The sequence below is a fragment of the Sphingomonas sp. Leaf28 genome (assembly GCF_001421685.1).
GTDB lineage: Bacteria > Pseudomonadota > Alphaproteobacteria > Sphingomonadales > Sphingomonadaceae > Sphingomonas > Sphingomonas aurantiaca.
Window position 1 is genome coordinate 659,504 of the sequence record NZ_LMKX01000001.1, and the last position, 12,907, is coordinate 672,410.

Annotated in this window: 15 protein-coding genes; 10 read left to right on the top strand and 5 right to left on the bottom strand. The window is 67.4% G+C overall.

What is annotated here, in order from left to right:
* Nucleotides 1-159 precede the first annotated feature (159 nt).
* From infC to ASE79_RS03140, 3 genes are all read right to left on the bottom strand, one after another.
* Entirely contained in the window at nucleotides 160-690 is a 531-nt protein-coding gene (gene infC / locus ASE79_RS03130; RefSeq protein ID WP_056411632.1) for a translation initiation factor IF-3, read from the bottom strand.
* A gap of 99 nt (nucleotides 691-789) precedes the next feature.
* Complete coding sequence (thrS, locus tag ASE79_RS03135; protein WP_056411633.1) at nucleotides 790-2,781, bottom strand: threonine--tRNA ligase; 1,992 nt, start codon at nucleotides 2,779-2,781, stop codon at nucleotides 790-792.
* A 313-nt stretch (nucleotides 2,782-3,094) separates the two neighbouring features.
* Nucleotides 3,095-3,910: an LD-carboxypeptidase gene (locus ASE79_RS03140; RefSeq protein ID WP_056411635.1), complete on the bottom strand. Its 816-nt coding sequence runs from the start codon at nucleotides 3,908-3,910 to the stop codon at nucleotides 3,095-3,097.
* Between the two features lie 48 nt (nucleotides 3,911-3,958).
* Here ASE79_RS03140 and ASE79_RS03145 point away from each other — a divergent pair, with 48 nt between their 5' ends.
* The 8 genes from ASE79_RS03145 to ASE79_RS03180 all read left to right on the top strand — a co-directional run bounded on the left by ASE79_RS03145 (nucleotide 3,959) and on the right by ASE79_RS03180 (nucleotide 9,526).
* On the top strand, nucleotides 3,959-5,383 hold the full coding sequence (locus tag ASE79_RS03145; protein WP_056411638.1) for a UDP-N-acetylmuramate--L-alanine ligase: 1,425 nt from the start codon (nucleotides 3,959-3,961) through the stop codon (nucleotides 5,381-5,383).
* A gap of 25 nt (nucleotides 5,384-5,408) precedes the next feature.
* Nucleotides 5,409-5,663 (top strand): DUF6356 family protein, encoded by a 255-nt coding sequence (locus tag ASE79_RS03150; RefSeq protein ID WP_056411641.1) that lies wholly within the window; start codon nucleotides 5,409-5,411, stop codon nucleotides 5,661-5,663.
* Between the two features lie 115 nt (nucleotides 5,664-5,778).
* On the top strand, nucleotides 5,779-6,534 hold the full coding sequence (locus tag ASE79_RS03155; protein WP_056411644.1) for an alpha/beta fold hydrolase: 756 nt from the start codon (nucleotides 5,779-5,781) through the stop codon (nucleotides 6,532-6,534).
* The gene (locus tag ASE79_RS03160; RefSeq protein WP_056411645.1) at nucleotides 6,531-7,373 is read left to right on the top strand and encodes a hypothetical protein; all 843 of its coding nucleotides are present in this window, start codon (nucleotides 6,531-6,533) and stop codon (nucleotides 7,371-7,373) included. The genes ASE79_RS03155 and ASE79_RS03160 overlap by 4 nt, the downstream gene beginning before the upstream one ends.
* Before the next feature lie 194 nt (nucleotides 7,374-7,567).
* Entirely contained in the window at nucleotides 7,568-7,984 is a 417-nt protein-coding gene (locus ASE79_RS03165) for a VOC family protein (protein WP_056411647.1), read from the top strand.
* A gap of 7 nt (nucleotides 7,985-7,991) precedes the next feature.
* Complete coding sequence (gene gloB, locus ASE79_RS03170) at nucleotides 7,992-8,717, top strand: hydroxyacylglutathione hydrolase (protein WP_056411650.1); 726 nt, start codon at nucleotides 7,992-7,994, stop codon at nucleotides 8,715-8,717.
* Between the two features lie 39 nt (nucleotides 8,718-8,756).
* Nucleotides 8,757-9,173 carry a hypothetical protein gene (locus ASE79_RS03175; protein WP_082445027.1) on the top strand — a complete coding sequence of 139 codons (417 nt, stop codon included), beginning with the start codon at nucleotides 8,757-8,759 and terminating at the stop codon, nucleotides 9,171-9,173.
* Nucleotides 9,173-9,526, top strand: coding sequence for a hypothetical protein (locus tag ASE79_RS03180; protein ID WP_056411655.1), 354 nt, complete (start codon nucleotides 9,173-9,175; stop codon nucleotides 9,524-9,526). The genes ASE79_RS03175 and ASE79_RS03180 overlap by 1 nt, the downstream gene beginning before the upstream one ends.
* 263 nt (nucleotides 9,527-9,789) lie before the next feature.
* Here ASE79_RS03180 and ASE79_RS03185 read toward each other — a convergent pair whose 3' ends face one another.
* Entirely contained in the window at nucleotides 9,790-10,572 is a 783-nt protein-coding gene (locus tag ASE79_RS03185; protein ID WP_056411657.1) for a crotonase/enoyl-CoA hydratase family protein, read from the bottom strand.
* 93 nt (nucleotides 10,573-10,665) lie between these two features.
* On the opposite strand from ASE79_RS03185, the gene ASE79_RS03190 reads away from it, so the two are divergent.
* Nucleotides 10,666-11,121 carry a PaaI family thioesterase gene (locus tag ASE79_RS03190; RefSeq protein WP_056411660.1) on the top strand — a complete coding sequence of 152 codons (456 nt, stop codon included), beginning with the start codon at nucleotides 10,666-10,668 and terminating at the stop codon, nucleotides 11,119-11,121.
* On the top strand, nucleotides 11,118-11,519 hold the full coding sequence (locus tag ASE79_RS03195) for a PaaI family thioesterase (protein ID WP_056411662.1): 402 nt from the start codon (nucleotides 11,118-11,120) through the stop codon (nucleotides 11,517-11,519). Before ASE79_RS03190 ends, ASE79_RS03195 begins: the two co-directional genes overlap by 4 nt.
* A 121-nt stretch (nucleotides 11,520-11,640) precedes the next feature.
* Here the strand turns inward: ASE79_RS03195 and ASE79_RS03200 are convergent, their stop codons facing one another.
* Nucleotides 11,641-12,780, bottom strand: coding sequence for a PQQ-dependent sugar dehydrogenase (locus ASE79_RS03200; protein WP_056411664.1), 1,140 nt, complete (start codon nucleotides 12,778-12,780; stop codon nucleotides 11,641-11,643).
* Nucleotides 12,781-12,907 lie beyond the last annotated feature (127 nt).

Below are 12,907 nucleotides of genomic sequence, written 5' to 3' on the forward strand. Positions count from 1 at the left end.
TTCCGCCACCGTTGGAAAAAATCTTAGATCCCGTGCGCTTGAACCGCTCGCTCCGGTCCCAGACACGACCCCGACCGTCGCAGACACGACAAAGGCCGGTCCGACCCCTGTCGAACCGGCCTTCCAGACCTGCATGCGCTGATACCAGCGCTGCCGGGGTTACTTCGGCGCGAGCACCATCAGCATCTGACGGCCTTCCATGCGCGGATACGCCTCGATCTTGGCGATCTCCGCGACGTCGTCCTGCACGCGCTTCAACAGGTTCATGCCCAGCTGGCCATGGCTCAGCTCGCGGCCACGGAAGCGCAGCGTGATCTTGACCTTGTCGCCCTCGCCGATGAAGTCGTTCACCTTCTTCATCTTCGTGTCGTAATCATGGTCGTCGATGTTCGGACGCATCTTGATCTCCTTGATCTCCTGCGTCTTCTGCGACTTGCGTGCGAGGTTGGCCTTCTTCTGCGCCTCGTACTTGAACTTGCCGACGTCGAGGAACTTGGCGACGGGCGGATCGGCGTTGGGCGAGACTTCAACCAGGTCCAGGCCGTGTTCGGCCGCCTGCTCGATCGCTTCGCGCGTGAACATCACGCCCAGATTCTCGCCCTCGTGATCGATCACGCGGACCTTCTGGCTCTGGATGAATTCGTTGAATCGCGGGCCGTTCATCGCGGGCGCCTGCATCGGCCGGCGCATCGTGGGAGGACGTATGGGGGTTGCTCCTGTTGTTTCTGACGAAGTATTTGGGCCGGCTTATAGCGCAGAAAGCTCTGCGCGGAAAGCCGGCCTCGTCCATCACATATCGGGTGCGCGCGCCTCGACCGCAACCCGTGCCGCCGCATCGTCGAGCGCCATCATCTCCTGGCCCTGGCTGCCGAGCCGCCGGATCGCGACCGTTCCCTCGTCCGCCTCGCGCTTGCCGACCACGAACAGCAGCGGCACCTTGGCCAGCGAATGCTCGCGCACCTTGTAGTTGATCTTCTCGTTGCGCAGATCGGTCTCGACCCGCATCCCCGCCTTGCGCAGGTCGGCCGCGACCTTGAGCGCATAGTCGTCCGCATCCGACACGATCGTCGCGACGACCACCTGCACCGGCGCCAGCCATAGCGGGAAACGCCCGGCATGATGCTCGATCAGGATGCCGATGAACCGCTCGAACGTGCCGAGGATCGCGCGGTGGAGCATCACCGGCCGATGCCGCTCGCCATCCGCACCCACGTACGACGCGTCGAGTCGCTCGGGCAGCACGCGGTCCGACTGGATCGTGCCGACCTGCCACGTCCGCCCGATCGCATCGGTCAGGTGGAATTCGAGTTTCGGCGCATAGAACGCCCCCTCGCCCGGCAGCTCCTCGAACTTGTCCTTGATCGTGTCGGACAACGTCGACTGCATAACCGCCTCGCGCAGCTCGGCCTCCGCCTTGTCCCACATCGCATCGTCGCCGAACCGCTTTTCGGGGCGCAGCGCGAGCTTCACCGCATAATCCTCGAAGCCCAGATGCTTGTACACGCTGTCGAGCAGCTCGCAGAACTTGCGCACTTCCTCGACCAGCTGGTCCTCGCGGACGAAAATATGCGCATCGTCCTGCGTGAACTGGCGGACGCGCATGATGCCGTGCAGCGCGCCATGCGGCTCGTTGCGATGGCAGCAGCCGAACTCCGCCATCCGGATCGGCAGGTCGCGATACGACTTGATCCCCTGCTTGAAGATCAGCACGTGCGCCGGGCAGTTCATCGGCTTGAGCGCCATCAGGTCGCCTTCGCCCGACAGCACCGCGCCCTCGTCTTCCACATTGGGGATCTCGTCGGGCACGACGAACATGTTCTCGCGATACTTGCCCCAGTGGCCCGACTGCTCCCACTGCTTGGCGTCCATCAGCTGCGGCGTCTTCACCTCGGCATAGTCCGCCGCGTCGAGCCGCCGGCGCATATACGCCTCCAGCTGGCGCCACAGCACGAAGCCGTTGGGATGCCAGAACACCGACCCCTGCGCCTCGGACTGGAGGTGGAACAGGTCCATCTCCTGCCCGATTTTCCGATGATCCCGCTTGGCAGCCTCCTCGAGCCGGAAGAGATGCTGGTCGAGCTGCTTCTTGTTGAGCCAGCCGGTGCCGTAGATGCGGCTGAGCATCGCGTTCTTCTGGTCGCCGCGCCAATAGGCGCCGCTCACGCGCGTCAGCTTGAACGCGGCGGGATCGAGCTTGCCGGTCGAGACCATGTGCGGCCCGCGGCACATGTCGAGCCACTCGCCTTGGCGATAGATCGTCAGTTCCTCGCCCTCGGGAAGCTCGGCGGCCCATTCGGCCTTGAACGTCTCGCCCTGCTCGGTCCAGCGGTCGATCAGCTGCTGGCGAGTCCAGACCTCGCGCAGGAACGGCTCGTTCCGCGCGATGATCGCGCGCATCTCCGCCTCGATCGCGGGAAGGTCCTCGTCGGTGAACGGGCGATCCTTGGGCGCGAAGTCGTAATAGAAGCCGTCGTCGGTTGCCGGCCCGAAGGTGATCTGCGTGCCCGGGAACAGGTGCTGCACGGCTTCGGCCATGACGTGCGCGAGATCGTGGCGGACCAGCTCGAGCGCATCCGCCTCATCGCGGGCGGTGACGAGCGCGAGCTGCGTATCGCCCTCAAACGGCCGGCTCAGGTCCCGCACCTGCCCATCGATCCGCGCGGCGAGCGCCGCCTTGGCGAGCCCTGGCCCGATCGCGGCGGCGACGTCTGCGGGCGTAGTCCCGGGCGCAACCTCGCGGACGGAGCCGTCGGGAAGCGTAATGCGGAACATGGCGGACATGGGGAACTTTCTCGTGATGGAAGAGCGGCGCTTATGCCGTCGCGGGGCCGATATAGGCAACCCGCCTCGCACGGACACCCCGCCCCCGCCGTCATCCTGACGAAAGTCAGGACCCAGAGCCAAGTAGCGCGCCCCGCAACCCTGGGTCCCGGGTCAAGCCCGGGATGACGAGGAAGGAACAACCGCACACCTCCACCCGTCATCCCAGCGTCAACCGTCATCCCAGCGAAAGCTGGGATCTTCCAGTTCCAGCCCTACCGTCCGCCAACAGGAAGACCCCAGCGTGCGCTGGGGTGACGCTAATGGCGCGCCCTCAAACCACCCCGAACGGCACCACATGGTTCGCCTGCGTGTGCCCGATCTCGGCGCGCCCGAGATACGGCACGCCCATGTCGCGCGACCACCGCACCATCATATAGTCCAGCGTCTCACCCCAGGCCGGCTCGTTCGCCTGCACCGCGGTCACCGCGCCCAGCCTAAGCCCCGCAATCCCCTTCAGCTGGGTCGCGTTCGCCACCTTGAACAGCATCCGGTCGATCGCATACATCGGCTCCGACACCTCCTCGACGATCAGCACGTGATCGGTCAGGTCGGGCAGCCACGGCGTCCCGATCAGCGACGTCAGGATCGACAGGTTGAACGCCGCCGAGGGCTGCCCGCGCAACCCCGGCTCGAGCCCCGCCCGGTCGCCGCGCGCCATCCAGCCGAGCGACCGCGCGACCGTCGCCTCGCCGTCATGCCGGTGGATGTCGCTCACCATTGGCCCGTGCACCACCCGCCCGATCCGCCGCGCGTAGAGCGCCCCCAGCAGGAACCCGACGTCCGAATAGCCCAGGTACGTCTTGTGCCGCGCCGCGCGGCCCAACTCGGGCACCACCATCTGCAGGATGCGGTTCGCGCCATAGCCCCCACGCAAGAACCAGAGCGCGTCGAACGCCGGATCGTTCGCATATTCGAGAAACGCCGCCGCGCGCGCGAAATCCGACCCCGCGAAATGCCCGTCGGTCGCGGTGCATTGCGGATGAAACACCAGCTCGACCTCGGGAAACGCAGTCGCGGCATACGCCGTGATCGCAGGGATCGCCGAGGGATTGGTCCGGCTCGACGCGGCGAGAACACCGATGCGCATGGTTCGTCCTGTCTTGCCCCGTTACGTAACCGCCGATAGCGCGAGCGCATGGATATCACCAACCCCTCCGACCATACCGCCGATCAGCCCGCCTATTTCTTCGTCGGCATCGGCGGCAGCGGCATGATGCCGCTCGCGATGATCCTGGCGGGTCGCGGCGCGACCGTCGCGGGATCGGACCGCAATCTCGACCAGGGCCGGGTCCCTGCCAAGTTCGCCGACCTCGCCGCCAAGGGCGTCGCGCTGTTCCCGCAGGACGGCAGCGGCATCGTGTCCGCGGACCAGCGAGTCGTCGCCTCCGCCGCGATCGAAGCCACCGTTCCCGACATGATCGCCGCCGACGCGCTCGGCTGCCCGCGCGCCACCCGCGCCGAACTGCTCGCCTCGCTGTTCAACGACAGCCGCCTGCCGATCGGCGTGGCGGGGACCAGCGGCAAGTCGACCGTCACCGGCATGATCGGCTGGATCCTCCACGCGGTCGGCCGCGACCCGACCGTCATGAACGGCGCGGTGATGAAGAACTTCGCCACCGACGACGCGCCGTTTGCGAGTGCGCTCGTAGGGGCGGGCGACATTTTCGTCAGCGAGGTCGACGAAAGCGACGGCTCGATCGCGCATTATGCGCCGAGGATCGCAGTGCTCAACAATGTCAGCCTCGATCACAAGTCGCTCGAGGAATTGCGCGTGCTGTTCGGCGGCTTCATCGCGAAGGCCGAGACGGCGGTCGTCAACGCCAACGATCCCGACGCCGCCGCCCTCGCCTCGCGGCTGCCGCGCGGCCAGGTGACGACGTTTGCGATCGACGCGTCGGCCGATCTGCGCGCCGAAAACCTCAAGCCCGAACCGTTCGCAATCCAGTTCGACCTCGTCTCGCGCGGCGCCCGGACGCGCGTGAAGCTCGCCGTCCCCGGCCGCCACAACGTCTCGAATGCGCTCGCCGCGATCGGTGCGGCGATGGCGGCGGACGTGTCGCTGCCCGACGCGGTCAAGGCGATCGCAGGCTTCACCGGCCTGCGCCGCCGCTTCGACCTGGTCGGAGAAGCCGCCAGCGTCGCGGTGATCGACGATTTCGGCCACAACCCCGACAAGATCGCCGCCACGCTCGACACGCTCCACGCGTTTCCCGGCCGCCTGCTCCTCCTGTTCCAGCCGCACGGCTATGGCCCGCTCAAGGTCATGGGCACCGAACTCGTCGCCACCTTCGTCGAGCGGATGGCACCCGACGACCTGCTCGTCCTTCCCGACCCGGCCTATTATGGCGGCACGGTCACGCGCGAAGTCACCAGCGCCGACCTCGTCGCGCAGATCGCCGCGGGAGGCCGGGACGCACGGCACATCGCCGACCGCGCGGAGGCCGCCGCCGCGCTGGTCGCCGAAGCCCGGCCCGGCGACCGGATCGTGGTGATGGGCGCGCGCGACGATACGCTGAGCGTGCTGGCCGCCGGCATGGTCGACGCGCTGGCCGCGCGATGATAGGGTGCGCCGCAGGAGACTGCCGATGTTTCGCCGCCTGTTCCTCGACCATCCCGCAACCGTCGGCGAAAGCTATGCCGAGCATTTCGGTGTCGCCAGCCGCTTCGGCCTGACGATGATCAAGGGCGGCCTCGGCGCGCTGGTCCACGCAGTCGTCCCCGCGCTCTGCAAGACGCGCGGCAGCGAGACGGTCGCCGAACTCCACCGCCAGATGGTCGAGAAACGCGGCGCGGTCGCCGCCGACCAGGCGCAGATGAAGACGGTCGAATTCACCATCTGACAAGGGCGAAGTCCGTCCCGTCGATCCTCCCCCGCCAGGGGAAGGGGGCGGCCGGCGTCAACCCTGGTTCCGTACCCTCTTCACCAGCCGCTCGAAGACAGTCTAAAGCTGCGGGATGACCGATACGACCCCGCAGCCCGCCGCCTCGCCTCCCGCCAAGGAGCGCCCGCGCCTCGCTTATCACCACACCCCGGGCACCGGGCCGACGATCGTGTTCCTGTCGGGCTATGCGTCCGACATGACCGGGACCAAGGCGGTGACGCTCGAGGCCTGGGCAAAGTCCGAGGGGCGTGCGTTCCTGCGGTTCGATTATGGCGGGTGCGGGCAGAGCGAGGGCGCGTTCGAGGAACAGACGCTGGCCGACTGGCGCGACGACGTGCTCGCGATGCTGGATGCGCTGGTCGAGGACGGCGCGGTGATCGTCGGGTCGTCGCTCGGCGGGTGGCTGATGCTGCTGGCGGCAAAGGCGCGGCCGGATCTGGTCAAGGGGCTGGTCGGCGTCGCGCCGGCGCCCGACTTCACCGACTGGGGCTTTACCACCGACGAGAAGATGGCGCTGTTGACCAGCGGGCGGCTGGAGCGCAAGAATCCGTACGGTCCGGCACCGACCGTCTATACCCGCGCCTTCTGGTCCTCGGGCGAGGCCAACCGGCTGATGTACGGCGAGATCGCGTTCGATGGCCCGGTGCGGCTGGTGCAGGGCCAGCGCGACCCGGACGTGCCGTGGCAGCGGACCGCGCGGCTCGCCGAGCTGGTGCGTTCAGCCGATGTGCAGACATGGCTGGTCAAGGACGGCGACCACCGCCTGTCGCGCGACAGCGACATCTCCCTCATCATCCGGGCGGTTGAGGATGTGATCGCCGCCTTATGATCCTGCCATTGCTGCTTCTCTCGCTCGCGCAGGCCAGCCCTGCCGACGCCACGCCCAAGTCCAAGGTGGCGACGCCCAGGGCCGCCGCCGGTCCGCTCGAGATCCGGACCGACCGGTTGCAACGCTGCGTCGCGCTTGCCGAGAGCGATCCGGAGGCGGCGCGCGCGGAGGCTGGACGCTGGCGGATTGCAGGCGGGCGCTTTCTCGCGCGGGGTTGCGCCGGGCTCGCGTTCGCGGCGGAGAAGAGCTGGCCCTCGGCCGCGGGCGAGTTCGAGGACGCGGCGCGCGAGGCTCAACTCGCCAAGGATGCGGGGGCGGCCAATTACTGGGCGCAGGCGGGGAATGCGTGGCTGGCGGCGGCGCAACCCGCCAAGGCACGCGCGGCACTCGATTCGGCGTTGACCGCGGGGACGCTGACCGGGCTGCCGCTGGGCGAGGCGCAGCTCGATCATGCGCGCGCGCTGGTGGCCACGGGCGATCTCGAATCGGCGCGCACCGATATCGACCTGGCGCTGACCAACGCCGCGGACGATCCGCTCGCATGGCTGTTGTCGGCGACGCTGGCGCGGCGCGAGGGCAATCCCGTGCGCGCCAAGAAGGATATCGGCGAGGCGTTGAAGCGCGCGGCGGACGATGCTTCGGTGCAGCTCGAGGCGGGCAATATCGCCGCGCTGGCGGGCGACGAGACCGGTGCGCGCGAGGCTTGGGGGCAGGCTGCGCGGCTGGCGCCCGAGACGGCGGTGGGGCGGAGTGCGGTGACGGCGTTGCGGCAGTTCGATGCGGGGAGCGGTGCGCCTCGCGCCGACGCTCCCGGTACGAGCGCGCCGATCGGACGCTAGCGTACCACCTCCCCGGCGAAGGCCGGGGCCCAGTTGGGGGACGTTGCCAACTTTGGGGCGGCGCTACGTTACGACCACCTTCCCAACTGGGCCCCGGCCTGCGCCGGGGAGGTGCTTGGGGCAATCGTTCGCCCCACCTTTCATCGCCCCTTCCCCATTCCTATCTGCGGTTCCGAACAACCCTCGGAGCAAGCATGAAATACCTCCACACGATGATCCGCGTGACCGATCCGGCGAAGACGATCGCGTTCTTCGAGATGCTCGGGCTGAAGGAGGTCCGGCGGATGGAGAACGAGAAGGGCCGCTTCACGCTGATCTTCCTGTCGGTCCCCGGCGACGAGGGCGCCGAGGTCGAGCTGACGCACAATTGGGATCCCGAGGACTATGGCGAGGGCCGCAATTTTGGGCATGTCGCCTACCGCGTCGACAATATCTACGACACCTGCCAGCGGCTTCACGATGCCGGCGTGACGATCAACCGACCGCCGCGCGACGGCCACATGGCGTTCGTGCGGACCCCCGACAACATCTCGATCGAGCTGTTGCAGGCCGATGGTGCGCTCGATCCGGCCGAGCCGTGGGCGTCGATGCCGAACACCGGCAAGTGGTAAGACGCTGATGCTCGATATCGTCCGCGTCCCCGTCCTTTCCGACAATTATGCCTGGCTGATCCACGACACCGTCTCGGGCGAGACGGTGGTGGTCGATCCGGGCGAGGCGGGGCCGGTGATCGCCGCCGCCAAGATGCGCGACTGGCGGATCGACCGGGTGTGGACGACTCACTGGCATCCCGACCACACCGGCGGCAACGCCGAGATGAAGGCGTATGGCGCAACGATCGTCGGCCCCGCGGCGGAGGCGGACAGGATCCCGACGCTCGACGAGCAGGTCGGCGAAGGCGATGTCGTCCGGCTCGGCGCGCATGCGGCGACCGTCATGACCGTGCCGGGGCATACGCAGGGGCATATCGCGTTCCACTTCGCCGACGATGCGGCGATCTTCACCGGCGATACGCTGTTCGCAATGGGGTGTGGCCGGTTGTTCGAGGGCACGCCCGCCGACATGTTCGCGAACATGCAGCGATATGCGGTGCTGTCGGACGAGACCGAGGTGTTTTGCGGACACGAGTACACGCAGAGCAACGGGCGCTATGCGCTGGTCGCCGAGCCGGACAATGCCGACATCGTCGCGCGGATGGCCGAGGTGGACGCGGCGCGCGCCAAGGGCGAGCCTACGGTGCCGACGACGATCGGGCTGGAGCGCGCGACGAATCCGTTCCTGCGGGCGACGTCGGTCGAGCAGTTGGCGGGCTATCGCGCGGCGAAGGATGCGTTTCGCGGGTAAGAGGCGTATGGGGGGGTAAGACTTTCGAGGAGCGTTGCGATGCGTATGCTGGTCCTGCCACTCCTGATGCTGCCGGCCGTGCTGCTCGGCGCGTGTACGCAGACGCAGGCGGACGTCGAGCGCGCGCAGGTCCGCAAGGCGGACGTGCAGGAGAAGCTGGCGAAGGAGCTCGCCGGGCTCGTACCGGGCAAGCCCGAGACGTGCATCAGCCAGTTCCCGCAAAAGCAGAGCTCGGGCTACGGCGCGACGATCCTGTACCGGGTCAATAACGGGCTGGTGTACCGGAGCGACACCGTCGGCGGGTGCGAGGGGATCGCGCGCGGCGATATCCTCGTGACGCGCACGCCGAGCGGGCAATTGTGCCGCGGCGATATCGCGCAGACGTTCGACCAGACGTCTCGCTTTCCGACCGGGAGTTGCAGCTTCGGCGATTTCGTACCGTATCGGAAGCCGTGATGCGCGCACCGGTTCTCGCAGCGGTCGCGCTGATGCTGGTGGCGGGCAAGTCCGATCCGCTGGCGGGGCGGATTGCGGGGGCGCCGGTGCGGTGCATCAACCACCAACAGCTCAACGGGCCCGAGATCGTCGATTCGCAGACGATCCTGTACCGGCAATCGGGCAAGCGGATCTGGAAGACGGGGCCGGTCGGCGAATGCGATTCGTTGCGGCCGTTCGATACGATGATCGTCGATGTGTATGGCGGGCAGCTCTGCCGGAACGATCGGTTCCGGACGGTGTCGAACGGCATGTCGATCCCGTCGGGCTCTTGCCGGTTTCGGGATTTCACGCCGTACGACAAGGTGAAGTAGGGGCGCTTCCTGACCCCTCTAACGCCCCACCCCGGCGAAGGCCGGGGTCCAGTTGGGCGACGCTGATGGTGTCGGACGGCGCTTCGTTACGACCACCTTTCCAACTGGGCCCCGGCCTCCGCCGGGGTGGTGGTAAAGAGGTAAACGCCACCCCCCTCCCCCGTCATCCTGACGAAAGTCAGGACCCAGGGTTACGGCGGGCGGCGTGCGGTGCTCTGGGTCCTGACTTTCGTCAGGATGACGCGCGCGCGCCCGCGGGGGGCTCAGTCCTCGAACACCGCCGCCCGCTTCTCCATGTTGGCCCGCACCTGTTCGACCTGGTTCGGCGTGCGGATGACCTTGAGCTGTTCTTCGGTCTCGGCGTGCAGGACCGCCACCGCGTCCGCATCCGCCGCGAGGTTGTAGAGACGCTTCGAACCCTGGATCGCGTGGGGGTTCCTGGACGCGATCTCGCGCGCGAGCATCATCGCCTCGCCGAGCGGGTCTTCGGACAACCGCGTGACGAAGCCGTGCCGCACCGCCTCCGCGCCATCGAACTCGCGCGCGGTATAGGTGAGTTCGCGCAACACGTCGTCGCGCGCCAGCGTCCGCCACAGCGCGATGCCCGCCATGTCGGGGACGAGGCCCCAATGGCTTTCGCGGATCGCGAAGCGCGCGCTGGGGTGCGCGATGCGGATGTCGGCGCCCGACATGATCTGGAAGCCCCCGCCGAACGCGACGCCGTGGACCGCGGCGATCACCGGCATCGGCAACGTGCGCCAGCCCCACGCAACCTGCTGGGGGAGGTTCGCGCCACCCGCCGTCCGGTCGCCGAGCGGCAGCCCCGACCCGCCGCTCGCCATCGACGCCATGTCGAGCCCCGCACAGAACGCCTTGCCCTCGCCCGACAGTACGACGCAGCGGACGTCCTTCATGCCCGCAAGCTGGTCGATCGCCGCAGCGATGCCCGCGAACATCGCCGGATCGATCGCGTTCATCTTGTCCGCGCGGTTGAGGCGGACGTCGGCGATACCCTCGGCGACGGTTATAGTGACGCGGTCGTTCATCAAGCGATCCTCTCGATCTTTGCCGGGACGCTAACCGGCCCTGCGCTCGCCCGCAATGTTGCGCCCGCCCACGCGGCGTGTAGAGGCGGGCGGATGGCTGGTTTTGATCCACAATGGTTTGCGACGCGCGGGTTCGGCGGGCACGGCGCCGCGCTGGGGATGCGCTATCACGCGCATGGCGACGACTGGGCGGAACTTGCGCTGCCCTATGACGAACGGTTGATCGGCGATCCGGCGAGCGGCGTGATCGCGTCGGGGCCGATCATCACGATGATGGACATGGCGACGAGTCTGGCGATCTGGATCAAGCGCAACGCGTTCGTGCCGCACGCGACGCTCGACCTGCGCGTCGATTACCTGCGCCCCGCGACGCCCGGCAAGACGGTGATCGGGCGCGGCGAATGCTACCGGATCACGCGCTCGATCGCGTTCGTGCGCGGGCAGGCGCATGACGGCGACCCGAACGATCCGCTCGCGCATGTCGCGGGGACGTTCATGGTGGTGGGCGATGTCGCCGGCATGGGCCTCAACAGAAGGATCGAGGCATGACGATCGGCCTGCCGCCCTATGCGGAGATCCTGCGCGTCTCGGTCGAGATCGAGGCGGGCGCGCCACCCGTGCTGCTGATGCCATTTGCGGACGACGTGCTGGGGCGGCCGGGGTTCCTGCACGGCGGTGCGATCTCGGGGTTGCTCGAGATGGCGGCGATCGCGGCGTTGCAGCATGCGCTGGAGGCCGAGGGCGCCAATGGGTCCGACCCGCGGATCAAGCCGGTCAACGTCACGGTCGATTTCATGCGTGGCGGGCGCGACAAGCCGACGCGCGCGGCCGGCGTGGTGACGCGGCTGGGCACGCGCGTTGCGAACGTCGAGGCCACCGCCTGGCAGGACGAACGCGACAAGCCGATCGCCGCGGCGCGGATGAACTATCTCATTGTGCGAGACTGATCTTCTACTCCCCTTCCACTTGCGGGAGGGGTCGGGGGAGGGGCGTGTCCCACCAGCCGGACGCCAGTACGTACGTCGCCCCCTCCCCTGACCCCTCCCGCAAGCGGGAGGGGAATGTGGCCTACTTCGCGGTCAGCTTGATCAGGCGACCTTGCGAATCGCCGCCGTCTTCCAGCACCCAGATCGCGCCGTCCGGACCCTGTTCGACTTCGCGGATGCGCGCGCCCATGTCCCATTGGTCACCCTTCGCGGCGGTCGTACCGTTCAGGTCGACGCGGACGAGCGATTGCGACGACAGCCCGCCGATGAACGCATCCCCCTTCCACTGCGGGAACATCGCGCCAGAATAGATCATCAGCCCGCCGGGCGAGATCACCGGATTCCACGACACCTTGGGCGGCTCATAGCCATCCCCCGACTTGTGATCGGGAATGTCGCGACCGTCATAGTGGCTGCCGTTCGAGGCATTGGGCCAGCCATAATTGAGGCCGGGCTTGATCAGATTGACCTCGTCGCCGCCCTTCGGCCCCATCTCCTGTTCCCACAGATTGCCCTTCGCGTCGAACGCGATGCCGAGCAGGTTGCGGTGGCCGTAGCTCCAGATTTCGGGCGCAAAGCCCTTGGCCGTCAACGGATTGCCGGGCGCGGGCTTGCCGTCGAGCGTCAGGCGCAACACCTTGCCGAGCGTCCCTTTCGGATCCTGCGCCGGGGTGAATTTCTGCCGCTCGCCATTGGTGAAGAACAGATATTTGCCATCGGGCGAGAAGGCGATGCGGCCGGAGTAATGGCCGTTGCCCTCCACGAACGGACGCGCGCGGTACAATTCGGTGATGTTTTCCAGATGGGCAAAGTCGCAGGGCGCCTGGACGCACACGGGAATCGACAGCTGCCCCCGTGCGAGAACGACGCCCTTGCCGCCCTCGCCTGTAGTCGAATAGCTGAAATAGACGCGCTGGCTGGTCGCGAAATCGGGGGCGAGGACGACGTCCATCAAACCACCCTGCCCGGCCGAATCGACCTTGATCGTCGCTATCGTCTGGCGCGATCTGCCATCGGCGGAGACGAGCAGCATCTGCCCCTTCTTCTCGGTCACCAACATGCGCGCGTCGGGCAGGAACGTCATCGCCCAGGGCGATTCGAAATCGGCTACGACCGTCTCCTTGAACGGCTTGCCGGCCGCGGCGGGTTGCGCGGAACAGGCAGTCGAAGCGAGCAGCGTGGCGGACAACAGGCTGGTGGCGAACAGCGTTTTGCGGATCATGATTCTCTCCCGGAAATCTCTAGTCAAACGCGGCGTGACGAACGAAGGTTGCCCGCGCTTGCGGACCAGCGCCACCCGGCGTATAGAGACATCACTTCTCTACATCGCCAGGTGAAGAGGCTGCGGG

Coding starts and splice junctions, on each gene's coding strand:
- infC (WP_056411632.1), bottom strand. CDS start 690: ATGCGCCGGCCGATGCAGGCGCCCGCGATGAACGGCCCGCGATTCAAC.
- thrS (WP_056411633.1), bottom strand. CDS start 2,781: ATGTCCGCCATGTTCCGCATTACGCTTCCCGACGGCTCCGTCCGCGAG.
- ASE79_RS03140 (WP_056411635.1), bottom strand. CDS start 3,910: ATGCGCATCGGTGTTCTCGCCGCGTCGAGCCGGACCAATCCCTCGGCG.
- ASE79_RS03145 (WP_056411638.1), top strand. CDS start 3,959: ATGGATATCACCAACCCCTCCGACCATACCGCCGATCAGCCCGCCTAT.
- ASE79_RS03150 (WP_056411641.1), top strand. CDS start 5,409: ATGTTTCGCCGCCTGTTCCTCGACCATCCCGCAACCGTCGGCGAAAGC.
- ASE79_RS03155 (WP_056411644.1), top strand. CDS start 5,779: ATGACCGATACGACCCCGCAGCCCGCCGCCTCGCCTCCCGCCAAGGAG.
- ASE79_RS03160 (WP_056411645.1), top strand. CDS start 6,531: ATGATCCTGCCATTGCTGCTTCTCTCGCTCGCGCAGGCCAGCCCTGCC.
- ASE79_RS03165 (WP_056411647.1), top strand. CDS start 7,568: ATGAAATACCTCCACACGATGATCCGCGTGACCGATCCGGCGAAGACG.
- gloB (WP_056411650.1), top strand. CDS start 7,992: ATGCTCGATATCGTCCGCGTCCCCGTCCTTTCCGACAATTATGCCTGG.
- ASE79_RS03175 (WP_082445027.1), top strand. CDS start 8,757: ATGCGTATGCTGGTCCTGCCACTCCTGATGCTGCCGGCCGTGCTGCTC.
- ASE79_RS03180 (WP_056411655.1), top strand. CDS start 9,173: ATGCGCGCACCGGTTCTCGCAGCGGTCGCGCTGATGCTGGTGGCGGGC.
- ASE79_RS03185 (WP_056411657.1), bottom strand. CDS start 10,572: ATGAACGACCGCGTCACTATAACCGTCGCCGAGGGTATCGCCGACGTC.
- ASE79_RS03190 (WP_056411660.1), top strand. CDS start 10,666: ATGGCTGGTTTTGATCCACAATGGTTTGCGACGCGCGGGTTCGGCGGG.
- ASE79_RS03195 (WP_056411662.1), top strand. CDS start 11,118: ATGACGATCGGCCTGCCGCCCTATGCGGAGATCCTGCGCGTCTCGGTC.
- ASE79_RS03200 (WP_056411664.1), bottom strand. CDS start 12,780: ATGATCCGCAAAACGCTGTTCGCCACCAGCCTGTTGTCCGCCACGCTG.